This is a genomic window from Polaribacter sp. 2405UD43-2, assembly GCF_058147125.1.
On record NZ_JBYVJX010000008.1, the window covers coordinates 96,997 to 116,419 of the forward strand.

18 protein-coding genes are annotated in these 19,423 nt (G+C 29.8%); 5 read left to right on the plus strand and 13 right to left on the minus strand.

Going from position 1 to position 19,423, the window contains the following annotated elements; genetic code table 11:
- Positions 1-66 precede the first annotated feature (66 nt).
- The 7 genes from sufD to ACY2RX_RS11730 form a co-directional block, all read right to left on the minus strand.
- Positions 67-1,380, minus strand: a complete 1,314-nt coding sequence (gene sufD, locus ACY2RX_RS11700) for a Fe-S cluster assembly protein SufD (RefSeq protein ID WP_490104170.1) — start codon at positions 1,378-1,380, stop codon at positions 67-69.
- A gap of 98 nt (positions 1,381-1,478) precedes the next feature.
- Positions 1,479-2,228, minus strand: coding sequence for a Fe-S cluster assembly ATPase SufC (gene sufC / locus ACY2RX_RS11705; RefSeq protein WP_490104171.1), 750 nt, complete (start codon positions 2,226-2,228; stop codon positions 1,479-1,481).
- 158 nt (positions 2,229-2,386) lie between these two features.
- Entirely contained in the window at positions 2,387-3,832 is a 1,446-nt protein-coding gene (gene sufB, locus ACY2RX_RS11710) for a Fe-S cluster assembly protein SufB (protein ID WP_490104172.1), read from the minus strand.
- 30 nt (positions 3,833-3,862) lie between these two features.
- Entirely contained in the window at positions 3,863-4,222 is a 360-nt protein-coding gene (locus ACY2RX_RS11715) for a four helix bundle protein (protein ID WP_490104173.1), read from the minus strand.
- 34 nt (positions 4,223-4,256) lie between these two features.
- Complete coding sequence (locus tag ACY2RX_RS11720) at positions 4,257-4,586, minus strand: HesB/IscA family protein (protein ID WP_490104174.1); 330 nt, start codon at positions 4,584-4,586, stop codon at positions 4,257-4,259.
- A gap of 126 nt (positions 4,587-4,712) precedes the next feature.
- Positions 4,713-6,623 (minus strand): M1 family metallopeptidase, encoded by a 1,911-nt coding sequence (locus tag ACY2RX_RS11725; RefSeq protein WP_490104175.1) that lies wholly within the window; start codon positions 6,621-6,623, stop codon positions 4,713-4,715.
- A 70-nt stretch (positions 6,624-6,693) separates the two neighbouring features.
- A complete protein-coding gene (locus ACY2RX_RS11730) occupies positions 6,694-7,926 on the minus strand; it encodes a choice-of-anchor B family protein (RefSeq protein ID WP_490104176.1) in 1,233 nt (410 codons plus the stop codon).
- A 168-nt stretch (positions 7,927-8,094) separates the two neighbouring features.
- On the opposite strand from ACY2RX_RS11730, the gene thiL reads away from it, so the two are divergent.
- Entirely contained in the window at positions 8,095-9,141 is a 1,047-nt protein-coding gene (thiL, locus tag ACY2RX_RS11735; protein ID WP_490104177.1) for a thiamine-phosphate kinase, read from the plus strand.
- A 194-nt stretch (positions 9,142-9,335) separates the two neighbouring features.
- Here the strand turns inward: thiL and ACY2RX_RS11740 are convergent, their stop codons facing one another.
- The 3 genes from ACY2RX_RS11740 to ACY2RX_RS11750 form a co-directional block, all read right to left on the minus strand.
- Positions 9,336-9,911, minus strand: coding sequence for an outer membrane beta-barrel protein (locus tag ACY2RX_RS11740; RefSeq protein WP_490104178.1), 576 nt, complete (start codon positions 9,909-9,911; stop codon positions 9,336-9,338).
- A gap of 161 nt (positions 9,912-10,072) precedes the next feature.
- Positions 10,073-10,498, minus strand: coding sequence for a lipocalin-like domain-containing protein (locus tag ACY2RX_RS11745; RefSeq protein WP_490104179.1), 426 nt, complete (start codon positions 10,496-10,498; stop codon positions 10,073-10,075).
- A gap of 139 nt (positions 10,499-10,637) precedes the next feature.
- On the minus strand, positions 10,638-11,423 hold the full coding sequence (locus tag ACY2RX_RS11750; RefSeq protein WP_490104180.1) for an alpha/beta fold hydrolase: 786 nt from the start codon (positions 11,421-11,423) through the stop codon (positions 10,638-10,640).
- Positions 11,424-11,467: 44 nt separating this feature from the next.
- Between ACY2RX_RS11750 and brnQ the strand changes: the two genes are divergently transcribed.
- The 3 genes from brnQ (at position 11,468) to ACY2RX_RS11765 (ending at position 14,490) form a co-directional block, all read left to right on the plus strand.
- Complete coding sequence (brnQ, locus tag ACY2RX_RS11755; protein ID WP_490104181.1) at positions 11,468-12,733, plus strand: branched-chain amino acid transport system II carrier protein; 1,266 nt, start codon at positions 11,468-11,470, stop codon at positions 12,731-12,733.
- A gap of 132 nt (positions 12,734-12,865) precedes the next feature.
- The gene (locus tag ACY2RX_RS11760) at positions 12,866-13,705 is read left to right on the plus strand and encodes a helix-turn-helix domain-containing protein (RefSeq protein WP_490104182.1); all 840 of its coding nucleotides are present in this window, start codon (positions 12,866-12,868) and stop codon (positions 13,703-13,705) included.
- Between the two features lie 395 nt (positions 13,706-14,100).
- On the plus strand, positions 14,101-14,490 hold the full coding sequence (locus ACY2RX_RS11765) for a cupredoxin domain-containing protein (RefSeq protein ID WP_490104183.1): 390 nt from the start codon (positions 14,101-14,103) through the stop codon (positions 14,488-14,490).
- A 163-nt stretch (positions 14,491-14,653) separates the two neighbouring features.
- On the opposite strand, the gene ppk2 is transcribed toward ACY2RX_RS11765, so the two are convergent.
- A complete protein-coding gene (ppk2, locus tag ACY2RX_RS11770) occupies positions 14,654-15,454 on the minus strand; it encodes a polyphosphate kinase 2 (RefSeq protein WP_490104184.1) in 801 nt (266 codons plus the stop codon).
- Between the two features lie 157 nt (positions 15,455-15,611).
- On the opposite strand from ppk2, the gene ACY2RX_RS11775 reads away from it, so the two are divergent.
- Positions 15,612-16,394, plus strand: a complete 783-nt coding sequence (locus tag ACY2RX_RS11775) for an alpha/beta fold hydrolase (protein WP_490104185.1) — start codon at positions 15,612-15,614, stop codon at positions 16,392-16,394.
- 155 nt (positions 16,395-16,549) lie between these two features.
- Here ACY2RX_RS11775 and ACY2RX_RS11780 read toward each other — a convergent pair whose 3' ends face one another.
- Both ACY2RX_RS11780 and ACY2RX_RS11785 read right to left on the minus strand, forming a co-directional pair.
- On the minus strand, positions 16,550-17,842 hold the full coding sequence (locus tag ACY2RX_RS11780) for an aminopeptidase P family protein (RefSeq protein WP_490104186.1): 1,293 nt from the start codon (positions 17,840-17,842) through the stop codon (positions 16,550-16,552).
- Between the two features lie 156 nt (positions 17,843-17,998).
- Positions 17,999-19,315, minus strand: coding sequence for a DEAD/DEAH box helicase (locus ACY2RX_RS11785; protein WP_490104187.1), 1,317 nt, complete (start codon positions 19,313-19,315; stop codon positions 17,999-18,001).
- Positions 19,316-19,423 lie beyond the last annotated feature (108 nt).

Sequence of the window (19,423 nt, forward strand, 5' to 3'; positions counted from 1 at the left end):
TCTTAAAAGTAAAAACCACGCACAAATTGCGTGGTTTTTGCTATACATAAAGAATGCCAGAATTGCTTACAAATCAAAACCAATTTTAACCCCTAATTTAGATGCAATTAGTTTTGTAATTCTTTGTTTTACTTCGGGTATTTTAACACTTTCTAAAACGGTATTTGCAAAAGCAAACATTAGCAAAGCTTTTCCTTCTTTTTTCGGAATTCCACGTTGTTGCATATAAAATAACGCATCACTATCTAACTGACCAATGGTACAACCATGAGAACACTTTACATCATCAGCAAAAATTTCTAGTTGAGGTTTTGCATTAATAGTAGCTTTGTTGCTCATTAAAACATTGTTATTTTGTTGATATGCATTTGTTTTCTGCGCTTGTTTTTCAACAATAACTTTACCATTAAAAACAGCTGTAGAACGATCATTATAAATACCTTTATAATCTTGATGGCTTTCGCAATTGGGTTCTATATGATGCACTAAAGTATGATGATCTATATGTTGTTTTCCTTCAATAATTGTAATTCCTTTTAAGATAGAATCTATGTGCTCTCCTTTTTGATAAAAGTTTAAATTATTTCTGGTGATATTGCCTCCAAAAGAAAAAGTATGCACAGAAACCACACTGTTAGCTTGTTGTTCTATGTAAGAATTATCTACTAAAGATGCAGTAGTTTTATCATTCTGAATTTTATAATAATCTACATTTGCAGCCTTATCTGCAAAAATTTCTGTAACAGCATTTGTTAAAACAGCATTGCTTGTTAAACTTTGATGACGCTCTATAATTTGAACATGAGAATTCTCGCCAACAATAATTAAATTTCTTGGTTGCAACATTGTTGCAGCTTCAGAACCAGTTGTAAAGTTTATAATCTGAATTGGTTTTAAAACCTCAGTATTTTTAGGAATATTAATGTAAGCTCCTTCTGTTGCAAAGGCAGTATTTAACGAAGTTAAATTGTCTTGTTTAGCAACTTTATTAAAATACTTATCTATTACAGATTTATATTTTGGCTTATTTAATGCCGCAGACATTAAACAAATATCGTAGTTTTCATGTGTAGTTTGCGACAAAAACGAACTGTACTTACCATCTATAAAAACAACTTTATAAGTATCTATTTCATGAATAAAATACTTTTTTACATCAGCCAATTCAATAGCCACAACTTTATTAGGAAACAAGCTATAATCTTGCTTTAAAACCGAATTTAAAGAAGTGTATTTCCAAGCTTCTAATTTTTTTGTAGGGAAACCTAAATCTTCAAAATTTTGAAGTGCTTTTGAGCGAATTTCATGTACATCTGTATTAATATTTACACGATTTTCAAAAGCCACATACGATGATAATAATTTATCTTTTAATTCCATTTTTTTAGTTTTAAAGTTGAAAGTTTTTAAAGTTTCTAAAGTTTTATTCTACTTTATCACCTCTCAAACTTTTAAACTTTTTACTTTTAAACTTTTTACTAAACCAATTCTTGCTTAATCCAATCATAACCTTTTGCTTCTAGTTCTAAAGCTAAAGAAGCATCTCCAGATTTTACAATTTTACCATCGTGTAAAACATGTACAAAATCTGGCACAATGTATTCTAACAAACGTTGATAATGTGTAATTACAATTACTGCATTGTCTTTAGATTTTAGTTTGTTTACACCATTTGCAACAATACGCAAAGCATCAATATCTAAACCAGAATCAGTTTCATCTAAAATTGCCAATTTTGGTTCTAACATTGCCATTTGAAAGATTTCATTACGTTTCTTTTCTCCTCCAGAAAAACCTTCGTTTAAAGAACGCCCTAAAAATTTTCTGTCGATTTCTAATAATTCTGATTTCTCACGAATCTTTTTTAACATATCTTTAGCAGGCATATCTTCTAAACCTTTTGCTTTACGGGTTTCATTAATAGCCGTTTTAATGAAATTTGTAACAGAAACTCCAGGTATTTCTACAGGATATTGAAAAGACAAAAACACACCATTATGAGCTCTTTCTTCAGGAGCTAATTCGCTAATGTCTTCATCATTTAATTTAATTGATCCGCTGGTAACTTCGTAATCTTCTTTACCGGCAATAATATTTGCCAAGGTACTTTTACCAGCACCATTTGGTCCCATAATTGCGTGAACTTCACCAGCTTTTACTTCTAAATTCAATCCTTTTAAAATTGATTTATCATCAATGCTTGCTTGTAAATTTTCTATTTTTAACATTACTATTAGTTTTAAAGTCGAAAGTTTCTAAAGTTAAAAAGTTCAACTCTTATGTTTTTGAATTTATAATTGTTAGTTGTATTATTTTATTTTCAAAACTTCTTAAAAGTAGAAAGCACAACATTAAAAACTTTCAACTTTTTAACTTTAGAAACCTGTTAACCCACAGAACCTTCTAAAGATATTTCCAATAATTTTTGTGCTTCTACAGCAAATTCCATTGGTAGTTTGTTTAACACTTCTTTACTAAATCCGTTTACAATTAATGCAATTGCTTTTTCTGTATCTATACCACGTTGATTACAGTAAAATAATTGGTCTTCACCAATTTTACTGGTAGTTGCTTCGTGTTCTATTTGTGCCGATTTATTTTTTGTTTCTATGTACGGAAAAGTGTGAGCACCACATTCATTTCCCATTAATAAAGAATCACATTGAGAGAAATTACGCGCATTTTCTGCTCTCGAACTTACTTGCACTAATCCTCTGTAAGAGTTTTGAGATTTACCTGCAGAAATACCTTTAGAAATAATGGTTGACTTAGTATTGTTTCCTAAGTGAATCATTTTAGTTCCTGTATCTGCTTGTTGGTAATTGTTTGTTACTGCAATCGAGTAAAACTCACCCACAGAATTGTTTCCTTTTAAAACACAAGATGGGTATTTCCAAGTTACAGCAGAACCCGTTTCTACTTGTGTCCAAGAAATTTTTGCATTGGTTTCGCACAAACCTCTTTTGGTAACAAAATTGTAAACGCCACCTTTTCCTTCTGCATTTCCTGGGTACCAGTTTTGTACGGTAGAGTATTTTATTTCTGCATCGTCCATAGCAATTAATTCTACTACAGCTGCATGTAGTTGATTTTCATCTCTTTGCGGAGCTGTACAGCCTTCTAAATAAGAAACATAGCTTCCTTTATCAGCAACAACTAAGGTTCTTTCAAATTGTCCTGTACCACCTTCGTTAATTCTAAAATAGGTTGATAATTCCATTGGACATCTAACGCCTTTTGGAATGTAACAGAAAGATCCGTCTGAAAAAACGGCCGAATTTAATGCCGCATAAAAGTTATCGGTAGTGGGCACCACAGAACCAATATATTTTTTTACCAATTCTGGATGTTCTTGAATGGCTTCAGAAATTGGCATAAAAATAATACCTTTTTCCGCTAATGTTTTCTTAAAAGTAGTTGCCACAGAAACAGAATCCATAACAATATCTACAGCAACATTGGCTAGTTTTTTTTGTTCGTCTATAGAGATTCCTAATTTTTTAAAAGTCTCTAATAAATCAGGATCTACTTCATCTAAAGAATTTAATTTTGGTTTTTCTTTTGGTGCAGAATAGTAAGCAATGTCTTGAAATTTTGGCTTTTCATAATGCACATTTGCCCATTCTGGTTCTTCCATTTGTTGCCAAACTCTAAATGCTTCTAAACGCCAATTGGTCATCCATTGGGGTTCATTTTTCTTTTTAGAAATTGCACGTACAACATCTTCGTTTAACCCTTTAGCAAAGGTTTCGCTTTCTATATCTGTATAAAAACCATATTCATATTCTTTGGTTTTTAATTCTTCTCTTAAGTCGTCTTCTGTATACTTCATAATTATTAAAAGATTGAAAAATTAAAAAATTTAATAAATCTCACTCTTTTTTAAATAGTTAATGAACTTGGATAATTGTTTAGAGATATTTTCACTCTCAATTATTAATTCTTGTATATTTTTACTTTCTATATATTCTAATCTTTCACAAATCTTCAATAAGCTTCTTACTTCTCCACAAGACCCCTTACTTATATATAAGAATTTTACAAATTGCTTATTTGATTGTAATTCAAATCCTTTTGCAATATTTAAAGGGATTGATAAGACTGCTCTTTGGATTTGGTTTTTAATATTATAATCAAATGTTTTAGATTTTGTTATTTTATATATTTTGATTGAAAATTCAAATGCTTTTTGATACACCTCTAAATCCTCAAATTGTTTCATTTCAATTTTTTAATCCTTCAATCTTTTAATAGTTTTATAAACTAAAAGACTCTCCACACCCACAAGTTCTGTTTGCATTTGGGTTGTTAAATACAAATCCTTTTCCGTTTAAACCACCTGAGTATTCTAAAGTAGTACCTACTAAGTATAAAAAGCTTTTTTTATCAACAATAATTCTTATGTTATTTTCTTCAAAAACCTTATCGTTTTCTTCTTTTTTGTTATCAAAAGTTAAATTATAAGATAAACCCGAACAACCACCACTTTTTACACCTACTCTAACATAATCTGTTGTTGCATCAAAGCCATCATCGGTCATTAATTCTATGACTTTTTTCTTTGCTGTGTCTGAAACTTTTATCATAATTTTAAATAGATTAAATCTAAATTGTTTGCAAATATACGATATAAGTCGAATAAATAAAGGAAACTTTCATTGCGAAAGGTAATGTAACAATTGGTTTTGTTGATTGTTTTAAAAAAAGGATTGTTATTTTTTGACGATTGTTTTGTAGAGATATCCTTTGTTGGTAATTACCTTAATAAAGTACACACCTTTAGTAAGCGTTGTTAAATTAATTTTTTTATGAGTAGAATTAAATACTTCTTTACCAATAGTATTATAAACAATAGTATTTTTAATAATTATATGATTAGAAGTTTTTATATTTAAAATAGAAGAAGTTGGGTTCGGATAAAAAGAAATTTTATCTGTACTTAAAGAATGATTCTCAAGATTTAAAACAGTATTTTTTTTTGATATTAAATGATAATCAGGATCAATTTCAATCGATTTTACTACAAAAGAAACGTTTTCTACAAAGGTTTGTGAGTTTGTAGTATTGTCTAAAATAATGTCTAAAATTTCATTATTGGTACCTGTTAATCTGATTGGAACCTTGGCTTCAAAAAAAGAAACAGAAGCATTACTTTGCGTTTGATTTAACTCTAAATGAAGTGTTTTTGTAGCGGTTTGATGCCAATTTAAAGTATAACTTGGATACCCTTGATAGTACACCCAATCATTAAAAAATTCATCTAAACTTAAACCACTAGAAGCTTCTAAGTGCGCAATTAAATCTGGAGTTTTTGCATAATTATAAGCTAATTTAGAATCTGTTATATAATTTTTTATTCCTTTAAAAAAAAGAGTTTCTCCTAGTTTTTTACGCAGCATGTGCAAAACCATTGCGCCTTTTTTATAACTTAATCTGCTATTAAAAATTCTACTAACACTTGTAGTGTCTGAGTCTTTTAAATAAACGCTTCCGTCTGTACTAGAAGTTATTGCGCTAACATTAGAATTTCTCCAGTTTTTAAAAGCGGTTTCTCCATCTAAATTTTCTACAGTTAATCCTGTAAGGTAAGTTGCAAAACCTTCATTTAACCAAATATCTTTCCAGCTTCCGCAGGTAATTTTATTACCAAACCATTGATGCGCTAATTCGTGTGCAATAAGATTTCTATCAAAATTTCCCATAAAAGAAACTGTGGTGTGCTCCATTCCTCCACCCCAACCAAATTGAGCGTGCCCATATTTTTCATTTTCAAAAGGATAATTACCAAACAAACTGATAAAATGATTCATAATATCAACAGTTATTGCTGTGTTGTTTTGCGCATAAGATAAACTTTCTGGATACACATAATTAACTATCGGAAAAGGGTTTCCATTATTAGAAACAGTATGAGAATATGTTTGATAATTAGTAACAGCAATTGCTATTAAATATGCAGGAATAGGATATTGATGTTTAAAATGTGTGGTTTTATTAGATGAATTTGTGGTCTGGCTTATTTCTAAACCATTAGAAACTGCAGAATATTGAGATGGGGCAGTAATATAAACATCAATTTCATCAATTTTATCGTTTAAATCTTGTTTGCAAGGCCACCAACCTAATGCTCCATAAGGTTCTGAGAGTGTCCAAAGAACGGGCGTTTTATTATGTTTACTTATTTCAAAAGAGCCAAAACCATTGCTTGTTGGGTTGCCACTGTAGGTTATGACAACCGAAGTAGAATTTCCTTTATTTAAAGTGTTTTGTAGCGTGATAATTAATTCATCATTAGAGTTTTGAGAAAATGATACGTTATTTGTATTCTGAGTAACTTTTGAAACCGTAAGATTATCATCTAAATCGAAAGTAACCGTATTTAAATTCTCTTTTGCTGTAAAAGTTGTAGTTACTTTTCCTGCAATACTTGCCACAGCAGGATCTACCGTAAATTCTAATTTATGATAAGTAATATCGTAATTAGCAGTGTTAGGGTTTGCTTTAAAGTGAATTTTTTTAGCAGCAGATTTTGCTTCAGTCTCAGCAATACTATTAATTTGTTGCGCATTTGTTGACGAAAAAAAACCAATAAAAAGAAATATTACTATAATAAAACGTTTCATAAACAGTGGTTTAGACTGTCAAAAATAGTTTTTTTAGATTAAAAAAAAGTTAACGGTTTTTGGTGTTGGATTATGATTTACTTTTTCTGATTAAAAAAAAGCCATTGTTAACATCATTTAAAATAATATTTCCACTTGGTAGAAAAGGATAAACACTCCAAACACCTTTGGTTTCTGTATTATTATTTTCTGGATGAGTATCAAAAAAACCAACTTCAGTAAATATTTTATTTTCAATATTAGAAATATCAATAATTCTAATACCATTTGTATAATTTGCTTGATAATAAAGATTTCCTTTCACATAACCATTATGATCAATGGCTGCTGTATTTCCTTGGTATTCAAAATGAAGCATAGGTTTGTCTAAATCTGTAAAATCGAAAATGATTGTTCTCGTATTTACACCGTTATTTTTTTCGTCTAATTCATCACCTAAAATAAAAAATTTAAAATCTTCTGTAAACCATCCTTGATGTGTGTAACCAATATTTGGATACGTTATTTTGGTTATTTTTTTAGGCTTTTCTTTATCAGTAACATCTACAATTACTACTTCGTTTTTATTACTACCAATTAAAATTTCTTTGCCAGTATAATCTGCATCTGGCCCTTTATAAGTTACCACTTGGGTATTATGTGAGTAAGAATTATCAGCAAAACCTCCTGCAGCTTTGGGTTGTATAGGTTTATTAATATTTACAAAATGAGGTCCGCCATTAAAACTACTTTCACCTCCTATTTTTTTAGTGTCAGTAGCATAGGCAAAACCACTTTCTTTATTTATTACAATAGCCTGTGCACTACCAAAACCTGTATATATTTTATCCGCAGTAAATTCTACAGGAGCATTTTTTACATTTCTTAATCTTTGTAAGCTAAAAACCTGCATTCCATGATCTTTAGCTTTACTCACTATATAAGCTATTGAATTGAATACTTTTATGCTTCTCCAAGAACTATTTACAGTGTTTGTTTTTAAAGTTCCTAAAACAATAGCTTCTTTTGGATTACTAATATCTATAAAAGTGACTCCCTGATTTGTGCCTATTAAAGCATATTCTTTTTTGGTTGATGGATCTACCCAACCCCAACAATCATTACCTGTAGTATCTGCATCACCTAATTCTTTTGTATCAATATGAGTTAACAAATCGTAATCATTACAAGGGTATTCTCCTGCAAAACCGTTTTCGCATTTTGCAATTGGGTTGATAATAATTTGATTTACACCATTAAAAACATCATTTTTAGAGCAACTCATTACTGCAAAAAAAACAAGTAAGAAACTTTTTTTAATCATTTTTACATTTATTTTTAAAAGAAAGCTTATTCAAATATAACGTACTAATACAGTATTAGTATAAGTTGTAGGCTATTCTTTCAAAAATACTACATAAAATTTAAAAAACACCAACATCTATTTTAAAGAACTGATGCCCTTTTTTTAGAATGTAACTATCTTTGCAAGATGTTAGAAGATAAGAATCCACAAAAAACATCATTAGCCGAACTTGGTGAGTTTGGTTTAATTAATCATATTACAAAGTATTTTAAAGTAGAAAATTCATCAACCATAAAAGCTGTTGGAGATGATGCCGCAGTTTTATCATCCTCAGAAAAACAAACTTTAATTACTACAGATTTGTTGATAGAAGGCGTACATTTTGATTTAAGTTATATGCCGCTTAAACATTTAGGTTACAAAGCTGTTATGGTAAATTTATCTGATGTGTATGCTATGAACGGAACTGCAGAACAAATTACAGTTTCTATGGCAGTTTCTAACAGATTTCCTCTAGAAGCAATTGAAGAATTGTATGCCGGAATTCAGTTAGCGTGCCAAACGTATAAGGTTGATTTAATTGGCGGAGATACCACTTCTTCTACCAAAGGAATTTTAATTTCTGTAACTGCAATTGGTAAAGCAAATAAAGAAGATGTTGTTTACAGGAACACTGCTAAAGAAACCGATTTAATTGTGGTTTCTGGAGATGTTGGTGCTGCATATTTAGGCTTACAAGTGTTAGAAAGAGAGAAACAAGTTTTTAAAGTAGATCCAAATAATCAGCCAGATTTAGACAATTACACCTATTTAATTGAACGCCAACTTAAGCCAGAAGCTCGTAAAGATGTATCTGGTTTATTAAAAGAATTGGATGTAAAACCTACTTCTATGATTGATATTTCTGACGGACTTTCTTCCGAACTTTTTCATATTTGTACACAAAGTAAAGTAGGATGTAAAATTTATGAAGACAAGTTGCCTTTAGATCCACAAGTAATTTCTACTTGCGAAGAATTTGAGTTAGACTCTACAATGGTTGCTTTAAGTGGTGGCGAAGATTATGAGCTATTATTTACAGTACCAATTTCTGATTTTGATAAAATAAAAGGAAACCCAAATTTTTCTATTATAGGTCATATTACTGCAGAAAACCAAGGTTTAAATTTAGTAACAAGAGCCAACCAAGAAATTGAGTTAAAAGCCCAAGGGTGGAATGGGTTGAAAAGGTAAATAAAGTTTTGTTTAATGTGTTTGTGTAAGGAAAGTTGCGAGGATTTTCGTAAGTAGACCAAAACTAGCAATTTTTTTTACACGGTGTTGGTAGTAGGTTTTGTATTATTATTTCTAATTCCTTTATTTATCTCAACTTTTTTATTTTTAAGCATTTCCTTCTAAATATTTTTCATTCAACTAATTTATGAATTCTATTTTAATAAGTCAGAAATATTAAAGAATAAGCTCAAATTACCACCTAATGTTTTAGTTTCAAAAGTTGGAGATTGAGTAATATCCGTAAAACCATAATCTCCAGTAAATTCAATTTCTAAAAAAGAAGATATGTCAAAACCAAACCCAAAAACTAAACCGAAATGGGTCTTTTTATAGATATCATCAACATTATTGTTATTATTAACTGCAGAAATTACATATGAAATTCTTGGCCCAGCTAATAGGTAAAACCCTTTATCATATTCAGAATTTAAGTCATATTTTAAAAATGATAATAAATCTAAATTAGACCTATACACATTAGGACTATTATTATCTATATATGCATCTTTAATTTTTGAAACCCCTAAAATAGATTTTATTCCAAAACTTTGATTTAATTGATAATCATAATAAATTCCTATTCTGTATCCAGGACTGCCACCTGCACTAATTTCATCAGATAAATCACTATCAGCTATTAGTAAATGTGTTGAGATACCATAATTTTTTTCTTGTGATAAAATGTAAACAGTAAATAACAGTAAAAATGGTAGAATTATTTTTTTCATAGTAGTTAAGTTTTTTAAATAGTGATTTTTTTGGCATAACATTTTTTGTAATATTAGTTGCGTATTTCAAGCAATAAAGTTGTCAAATAAAACAGAAATAGTAAGTCCGCAAGTAGTTTTTTAAACTATCTAAAATCAGTCAATTAATTAATGATAATCTTTTAATTCAGCCTTTTCATTTTTGTAGTTCTTTTATTTCCTAAATTATTAAAAAAAGAATATGTAAGAAAATCCCCTTCCAATTCATAATTCAATTCGTTGGTAAAATTCTTAGTATTGTAATTTATAGTTAATTTTGAATCGTTTATTTCATATGAGAAATCATTTTCTATAAGTATGCAGTCATTGATATTTGTGTCAAAAGCATATTCATCCGATTCTCCAGTCTTATCCGCTTTAAAAATTATTTTTGTTTCAAGCTGGCAATTTTCTAAAGTATAATTTGGGTTTTCAGAAACAGTAGTTTCAACGAGTTGCCAAGTTCCAACTATTGAAAGTGTTTCATTTTCTATATTTTCTTTATTTGAGGAACAAGAACTAACTATTAATATTGTTATTAAAGTGATAATTAAATTAATCTTTTTCATTTGTAATTTTGGTTTTAATTGCTTGTAACTTACTGCCAATGTGATCCTAAATATGCGTTGTTTTTGAATGACTTTTATTCAACACTAAACAAAGTTAGCTTATTTTTATAAGAATTTAGCTTTTTTTTAAAAGTCAACCTTAGTAAGTTTTTACAAATTGTTTTAAAACAGCTATTAACTCGTCTTTATTTTCAATATGACTCATATGTCCATTATTAAAAACAACAATTTCTGAAGTTGTTTTTTGGGCTTCTTTTACAGAAATTTTATACTCTAAAACAGGGTCTTTTTTGCCGATAATTATGAGTTTTTTAAAACTATTTTCAGCTAAAATATGATTTCTATTTGGGCGAATTTTCATTCCTTCCTGTGCAGCAATATAGCCTTGAATTGGTGTTTGTAAAGCTTCATTTAGCGCTAATTTCATTTCATCTTTAAAAACCACTCTACTTTGTTCGCTAAACAAATTGGTAAAAGAAATTCTTACCATATTTTTAAAATTATTTTGAATCATTTTATTAGCGCGTGTTCTTAACGCTTTACGCTCTTTATCATCTTTATTAGAAGTAGAATTTAGTAAGCACAATCCTTTAATTTTCTGCGGATGTTTCTCTGCAAAAGCCAACGCAATATAGCCACCTAAAGAATGTCCTACTAAAACACATTTTCTAATGCGTAAATGTTTTAACACAGCCTCAATAGTTTCTGCAAACAACTCCATAGAATGTACATAACCCAAACAGTCAGATTTTCCATGACCAAGCAAATCAATTGTAATGATTCGATTTCTTTTAGATAATTCTAGAATTATGTTTTTCCACATAGTAGAATTCTCTAAAAATCCGTGAATTAAAACAACAGCACTTCCTTTTCCTGAATCAGAAAAAGAAATGTTTGCATTTTTAAAAGTGATAGATTTTTGCATCACACAAAAATATGTATATTTCAAGAATAAAAATCAATCAATAGATGAACAAAACAAAAGAAATTTGGATTGCTGGTTTTGCACTTTTTTCTCTCTTTTTTGGAGCAGGAAATTTAATTTTACCTCCAACTTTAGGAGCAAAAGCAGGTTTAGATTGGTGGATTGTAGTTTTAGGTTTTGCACTAACGGCAGTAACCATACCCATTTTAGCCATTTTTGCACACGCAAAATTACAAGGAACTTTGTACGATTTTGGCAAAAAAGTTTCTCCTGTTTTTAGTACAACTTATTGTTTGTTAATTTATGTGATTTCTATTGCAATTCCATCACCAAGAACAGCTTCTGTAACTCACGAAATGGCAATTCAACCTTTTTTTGGTTCAAGTTCTTTATTAACAAGTAGCATTTATTTTTTACTGGTTTTTATATTTGCTGTAAATCGCTCTAAAATTATCAGCTTAATTGGTAAATTTTTAACACCAATTATTGTTTTAATTTTATTGATTATCATTTTAATTGCAGTTTTTACTTCATCAGAAACTGTAAATCCCTCAGCTTTTACAACTCCTTTTGTTGATGGTATTTTAGAAGGATATCAAACCTTTGATGCCATTGGTGGCGTTGTTGTTGGAGCAGTAATTATTATTTCGCTGAATTTAAGAGGACACACAACTTTTGATGCTAAAAAAGAATTGATTACCAAGGCAGGAATTATTGCGGGTGCTGGTTTATTATTAATTTATGGAGGTTTAATTTTAAGTGGATCTTTATTCTCTGCATCGTTTACAGAAAAAGCCACAAGAATTGAAATTTTATCGGGTTTAAGCACACAAACATTAGGGAGTTTAGGAACTACTTTTTTAAGTGTTTTGGTAGCTTTAGCGTGTTTTACAACTGCCGTTGGAATTGTAACAGGAACCGCAGATTACATTAAAGGAATTTGTTACAACTCAAAAACAGCATACATTGCTACAGCTGCAATTGCCTCTGTTATTGGTATTATTGTTGGGAGTTATCAAGTAGATTTTATCATTACATTGGCAGTACCCGCATTAATGTTTTTATATCCAATAACTATTGTGTTAATTTTACTAAATATTGTGCCAGATAAATATGCTTCTAAATTAGTTTTTAGAGCAGTTGTTTTAATAACTTTTATCTTTAGTATTCCTGATTTTTTAGGCTTTATCATACCAAGAGAAAATTTAGCGAGTATTAAAAATATAATTCCGTTGGCAAATGCTAGTTTGGGTTGGGTACTTCCTGCTATTTTGGTTTTTGTTGTGATGAATTTGAGGAAGAAAATTTAATTAGATGCTACTAAATATTATTATAATCTAATTCACGTATTAACATTTGTACTTAGAGATAATTAAAAGAGACAAAATAGAGATATAAGTTTCTAACCTTTTTTACGACCAACAAAGAAAACAAACCTTAATTTGGCAGTTCAAGACATTATAAAATATTCTTTTCAAAACATATTTTCTTTAAGTACAGTAGCTTTTGAAAAAGCGTGTACCATAGATCATAATGAACAAAAAAACGCCTATGTTATTTATTGGATTCAAGAAGGAAGTGGAACCTATAATATCGATTTTGAAAGTTATACTTTTAATGACAATGTGCTCTTTTTTTTATCTCCAGGACAAGTATTTACAGTAGATTCTGAGCAAATAAAAACGGCTTATAAACTTACTTTTGTAAGAGATTTCTACTGCATACAAACGCACGATAAAGAAGTGGCCTGTAACGGAATTTTATTCAACAATATTTACGAAACTCCGTTTGTAAAACCTTGCGAAAAAGAAACTAAAAAATTACAGTTTATTTTAGAAAGTTTAATTGAAGAATTTCAACAAAACGAAACTGCACAATATGATATGTTGCAATCTTATTTAAAACAATTTATCATTAATGCAGTTCGTGTTAAAAAGGAAAACCACGTACTTAAAGAAGACACAGAAACACGTCTTTTTAAAGACTTTAGTTTATTGGTAGAACAGAATTTTAAAACCATACATTCTGTTACAGAATATGCAAATAGATTAGGAATTTCGCCAAAATCGATAACCAAACATTTTCAAAAAATAGGTACAAAAACGCCATCAGATTTTATTAAAAACCGCATTTTGTTAGAGGCAAAACGTCTTCTGATTTATACAGATAAAACTGTAAAAGAAATCGCATTTGAGTTGGGTTTTAATGATCCTGCATATTTTACTCGTTTTTTTACCAAAGCAATTTTAAAATCTCCACTTCAGTTTAAAAAAGAGTACTAAATTCTTTTATTTTCTTTGGGCGTGCCCTTTCAGGTCAGGCTCTCGCAACTCGCTTTTTTAAGTTTTCTCAAACTTAAAAAGAGCTCAAACAACTTGCTCCATCCTTCACGCTAAGTGAAAATCTATTCATTTTTTTTCCTTGTCCAAACAGTAGGAACTTTTGTCCATTTTTAGAGGTCTATTTGGGTTGCATCTTTGTATTATAATTAAACAACAGCTTTTTACATCAATTTTAAAAAGCCTTAAAAACAAGAATTATGAAAACAATAGAACAAACACAATGTCCAAACTGTTGGGGTTACCAAACCTATGATGAACAACATCCAGAACAAGAACTTTGCACTTGCAAATCAGAAAAATAAACACATTTAAACAATAAATAAATAATAGAAAAAATGAAAAAAGTAATCGCAATTTTAGTTTTAATTTTAGGTTTTGCATTTAATACAAATGCACAAGATAAAAAGATGAAAAAAGAAGCCGTAAAAACAGTTTCTTTAGAACAAACCAAAGGTGAGTTTACACAAAAAGCTATAACGCTTTCTGAAGGAACCTACGTTTTTGAAGTAACAAATAATAATGCTGCACCAGAAGTTGGTTTGGTTTTAATAAAAGAAGGTAAAGACGGTTCTAAACCAGAAAACCATATAAAAAATGCTTACGTGTCTCAAATGGTAAAACACGGTAAAAAAGAATCATCAAAAAAAGTAACATTAAAAAAAGGAACCTATAAATATTTTTGCCCTTTTAATAAAACCCCACAATATACTTTAATAGTAAAATAGTTTTTAAATTCAAGGTGGTATATAAAAGCGGCTGTCTGAAAAGTCAATAAATTTCAATGCTGTCACATTGAGCGTAGTCCAAAATGTAGTGTAAATCAAATATGTAGATTTCTCGACTACAATCGATTGTAGAAGTTACTTTTTAGACAACCACTTTTATATTCTAAAATTTTTCTGGTACAAAAGTTTGATAATCTAAAGGAGGTCTTACATACCCTTTGTGTTCTGGTAAAGGAGGTAATTCTACTGGTTGTAAATCTGCTTTTTGGTAAGGAATTTTGCTTAAAATATGGCTGATACAATTTAAACGCGCTTTCTTTTTATTATCTGCATTTACAACAAACCAAGGCACTTGCTTTGTGTCTGTATGCGCAAACATATTGTCTTTGGCTTTAGAATATTCTAACCAACGAGAACGAGATTCTAAATCCATTGGGCTGAATTTCCATCTTTTTAAAGGGTTAGAAATTCTGTTTTTAAAACGTCTTTCTTGTTCTTCATCACTTACAGAAAACCAGTATTTTAAAACAATGGTACCAGATCTTACTAACATACGTTCAAATTCTGGGCAAGAGCGTAAAAACTCATCATATTCTTTTTCTGTACAAAAGCCCATAACTTTTTCTACGCCTGCTCTGTTATACCAACTTCTGTCAAACAAAACAATTTCTCCTGCAGCAGGTAAATAAGGCACATAACGCTGAAAATACCATTGAGACTTTTCTCTTTCTGTTGGCACACCCAATGCTACAACTTTACAAACTCTAGGGTTTAGTGGCTCTGTAAAACGTTTTATTGTTCCTCCTTTTCCAGAGGCATCTCTACCTTCAAAAATAATGACAACTTTAAGCCCTTGGTTTTTTACCCATTCTTGTAAATCAACCAATTCTGTATGCAGATTTGCCAATTCTTGATCGTAATTAAATTTCTTTTTTTTATCTTTTTCTGAAGTTGATTTTTCCATACTTGCAAGGTACAAAAAATTGAAAAAAAGAAAGTAATAAATAATTTTTTGATGTACATTTTAAATTGATTATAAATAAAAAGATATCTAAAACAGCATCAAATTAAAAAAAGTTATTTTAGCCATTCGTTTATAAATTAAAAGCTAAAATTAATTTTTGTTAAACTACTATTCATATCCACATATAACTTCTAAAGAATGGGTAACTTTTGTTCATGGAGCAGGAGGCAGTAGTTCTATTTGGTATAAACAAGTTCGTGAATTTAAAAAGCATTTTAATGTGTTAATTTTAGATTTACGTGGCCATGGAGATAGTAAACCAACTTTAAAAGATACGTTTAATCCTAAATACACTTTTGATTCTATTACTCATGATATTGTTGAGGTTATTGAACATTTGAACATTAAAAAATCGCACTTTATCGGAATTTCTTTAGGAACAATTTTAATAAGAAATTTAGCAGAAAAAAGATCAGGATTAGTACAAAGTATGATTATGGGAGGAGCTATTATTAAGCTAAATTTCCGTTCACAAATCTTAATGAAAATAGGTGTTATTTTTAAATCTGTTGTACCTTATATGATGCTTTATAAGCTCTTTGCATTTATTATTATGCCAAAGAAAAATCACAAAAAATCTAGATTACTTTTTGTAAACGAAGCAAAAAAACTGTATCAAAAAGAGTTTTTGCGCTGGTTTAAATTAACATCAGAAATAAACCTTTTATTGCGATTTTTTAGAACTAAAGATATTAAAATTCCGACGTTATATATTATGGGTTCTGAAGATCATTTGTTTTTACCCTCTATAAAAAATATTGTTTCTAAGCATATAACATCTTCTTTATATGTGGTTGATAAATGCGGTCATGTTGTAAATGTAGAACAGCCAGAAACTTTTAATCATAAAACAATTGGTTTTATTCATTCTTTGGCATAAAAAAGAGGCTGTCTGAAAAGTGTCATTCTGAATGAAAATGAAGAATCTAAACAATATTAAATTTATGATTTACAGATAATTGAGATTTTTCGACTTCGCTCAAAATGACAATAAAACTACTTTTTAGACAGCTACTTTAATATTTATTTCAAGGTTTAACCTTGCATCAAATCTTCAATTTCGTCAGCTTCAATTGGTATGTTGCCCATTAAATTAAAAGGGTCTCCTTTTTCTTGAACAACTACATCATCTTCTAAACGAATTCCAAAACCTTCATCAGGAATGTAAATTCCAGGTTCTACAGTAAATACCATATTTGCTTTTATTGGCTCGTGTAAAAGTCCATAATCATGGGTGTCTAACCCAATATGATGAGAAGTTCCATGCATAAAATATTTTTTATAAGCAGGCCATTTTGGGTCTTCTTTTTGCACATCAGCTTTGTCTAGTAAACCTAATTTCAGCAATTCAGAAGTCATAATTTTACCAACTTCTAAGTGATATTCTTTCCATAAAGCACCCGGAACCAATAATTTTGTGGCTTCTTTTTTAACATAATTTACAGCATTGTAAACCGCTTTTTGTCTGTCAGAAAAACGACCAGAAACAGGTACAGTTCTAGATAAATCACTTTTATAATTTGCGTATTCAGCTGCAATATCAAACAAAATTAAATCACCTTTTTTACATTGTTTATTGTTCTCTATATAATGCAAAACATTAGCGTTATTTCCGGATGCAATAATTGGGGTGTAAGCAAATCCTTTAGAGCGGTTTTTTATAAATTCGTGCAATAATTCTGCTTCAATTTCATATTCCCAAACACCCGGTTTTATAAAGTTTAAAATTCTTCTAAAACCTTTTTCGGTAATATTACAAGCGTGTTGCATTAAGTCTAATTCTATTTTACTTTTTACAGAACGTAATTGCTGTAAAATAGGATTACTTTTAGCCACAGAATGCGCAGGGTATTTTGCCAACAACCATTTTGTAAAACGATTTTCACGAGTTTCAGTTTCTACATTTGCTCTGTAATGTTCGTTTGTGTTGATGTAAAAAGTGTCTGCATAAGTAGACATTTCGAATAAGATTTTTTCTAAATCTTGTAGCCAAAAAACATTTTTAATTCCACTTGTTTTAAAAGCAGCTTCTTTGGTCAATTTTTCTCCTTCCCAAATGGCAATATGATCATTGGTTTCTCTAACAAATAAAACTTCTTTATAATCTGGATTAGGACAATCTGGAAATAACATTAACACACTTTCTTCTTGATCTACTCCAGATAAATAAAAGATATCTCTGTGTTGTTCAAAAGGCATTGTGCTGTCTGCACTTATAGGATAAATATCGTTAGAATTAAATACAGCAATACTTTTGGGTTGCATTGCAGCTGTAAAATTCTTGCGGTTTTGTATAAAAAGATCTGAATTTATAGGATGATATTTCATATTAAAATGTGTTTATAAACACAAATGTAGCAATAAAATTATCAATAAAATATGATTATATTTTGTCTTTCAGAACGAAACGTAGTGTAGTGAAGAATCTCTAATTCTAGAATATGAAATTTTTTTAATCATACTTCTATCTAAATACAAATAAATCTAATAACGTTTCTTTTTAGGAGCACCTGTTCTGCCTCTTCCAGATGTATTCGAAGGTTTTTTTCCTCTAAAATGAGGTTTTCTTTTTGATGTATTTCTTTCTGAAGAATTAGAATTAGAAGGTTTTTTCTTTTTACCAAAAGAACCTTTACTTTGTGTTGCGGCTCTTTTTGGAGGTGCAATATCAGTAGGCTCAAAACCTGCTACAATAGTAGATTTTAATTTTTCGTTTAGTAATTTTTCTATTTCTTTTTGATATTCCGTTTCTTCGCTACAAACTAAAGAAATGGCTTCTCCTGCAGCTCCTGCTCTACCAGTTCTACCAATTCTGTGTACATAATCTTCGGGTACATTTGGCAGTTCGTAATTAATAACGTGTGGCAATAACGGAATGTCTAAACCGCGCGCGGCAATATCTGTGGCAACTAATATTTTTATAGAATTTTCTTTAAAGTTTTTAAGCGCTTTTGTTCTTGCACCTTGACTTTTATTTCCGTGTATAGCTGCAGCAGAAATTTTAGATTTTATCAATTTTTGAGTTAACCTATTGGCACCGTGTTTGGTTCTTGTAAAGATTAAAACCTGATTCCAATGGTTGTCTTTTATCAATTTTATGGTAAACTCCGTTTTTCTACTTTTATCAACCTTAAAAACACTGTGGGTTACTTTTTTTGCAGTAGAGTTTTGCGGAGTAGCTTCAACCGAAATAGGATTTCTTAAAATGCCTTCAGCTAATTTTTTAATATCTTTAGAAAAAGTTGCTGAAAACAGCAAATTTTGACGTTTTGCAGGCATAAAACTAATCAATTTGTTAATATCCCTCACAAAACCCATATCTAACATTCTGTCAGCTTCGTCTAAAATTAAGATATCAATTCGCTTAAAAGAAATCGCTTTTTGATTGTGTAAATCCAATAATCTACCAGGAGTTGCCACTAAAATATCTACACCACTTCGTAAAGTTGCAATTTGTGGTTTTGCATTTACGCCTCCAAAAATTACGGCAGATTTTATATTTACATATTTACTATATTCTCTAACGTTATCGTAAACTTGTGCTGCTAATTCTCTTGTTGGTGTTAAAACCAAAGCGCGTAAAGGTCTATATTTTGGATGTTTGGTTTCTGATAAATATTGTAAAATAGGCAAAGTAAAACCTGCCGTTTTTCCAGTTCCTGTTTGGGCGGAAGCTAAAATATCTTTGCCTTCTAAAATTGGTGGAATGGCTTTTTCTTGTATAGGCGTTGGTTGGGTGTATCCTTTTTCTTCAACTGCTTTTAAAATTGCATTAGATAAACCTAAATCTTTAAATGTCATAGAAATTTTTTAAAGAACTAGCTTTGGCTAGTCTTATTCTGATGTCAAAGATACACTCTTTAAAATTGTTTTTTTATCCTAAATGTTGTTAAAGATTTTGAAAATGAA

Coding starts and splice junctions, on each gene's coding strand:
- sufD (WP_490104170.1), bottom strand. CDS start 1,380: ATGGAATTAAAAGATAAATTATTATCATCGTATGTGGCTTTTGAAAAT.
- sufC (WP_490104171.1), bottom strand. CDS start 2,228: ATGTTAAAAATAGAAAATTTACAAGCAAGCATTGATGATAAATCAATT.
- sufB (WP_490104172.1), bottom strand. CDS start 3,832: ATGAAGTATACAGAAGACGACTTAAGAGAAGAATTAAAAACCAAAGAA.
- ACY2RX_RS11715 (WP_490104173.1), bottom strand. CDS start 4,222: ATGAAACAATTTGAGGATTTAGAGGTGTATCAAAAAGCATTTGAATTT.
- ACY2RX_RS11720 (WP_490104174.1), bottom strand. CDS start 4,586: ATGATAAAAGTTTCAGACACAGCAAAGAAAAAAGTCATAGAATTAATG.
- ACY2RX_RS11725 (WP_490104175.1), bottom strand. CDS start 6,623: ATGAAACGTTTTATTATAGTAATATTTCTTTTTATTGGTTTTTTTTCG.
- ACY2RX_RS11730 (WP_490104176.1), bottom strand. CDS start 7,926: ATGATTAAAAAAAGTTTCTTACTTGTTTTTTTTGCAGTAATGAGTTGC.
- thiL (WP_490104177.1), top strand. CDS start 8,095: ATGTTAGAAGATAAGAATCCACAAAAAACATCATTAGCCGAACTTGGT.
- ACY2RX_RS11740 (WP_490104178.1), bottom strand. CDS start 9,911: ATGAAAAAAATAATTCTACCATTTTTACTGTTATTTACTGTTTACATT.
- ACY2RX_RS11745 (WP_490104179.1), bottom strand. CDS start 10,498: ATGAAAAAGATTAATTTAATTATCACTTTAATAACAATATTAATAGTT.
- ACY2RX_RS11750 (WP_490104180.1), bottom strand. CDS start 11,423: ATGCAAAAATCTATCACTTTTAAAAATGCAAACATTTCTTTTTCTGAT.
- brnQ (WP_490104181.1), top strand. CDS start 11,468: ATGAACAAAACAAAAGAAATTTGGATTGCTGGTTTTGCACTTTTTTCT.
- ACY2RX_RS11765 (WP_490104183.1), top strand. CDS start 14,101: ATGAAAAAAGTAATCGCAATTTTAGTTTTAATTTTAGGTTTTGCATTT.
- ppk2 (WP_490104184.1), bottom strand. CDS start 15,454: ATGGAAAAATCAACTTCAGAAAAAGATAAAAAAAAGAAATTTAATTAC.
- ACY2RX_RS11780 (WP_490104186.1), bottom strand. CDS start 17,842: ATGAAATATCATCCTATAAATTCAGATCTTTTTATACAAAACCGCAAG.
- ACY2RX_RS11785 (WP_490104187.1), bottom strand. CDS start 19,315: ATGACATTTAAAGATTTAGGTTTATCTAATGCAATTTTAAAAGCAGTT.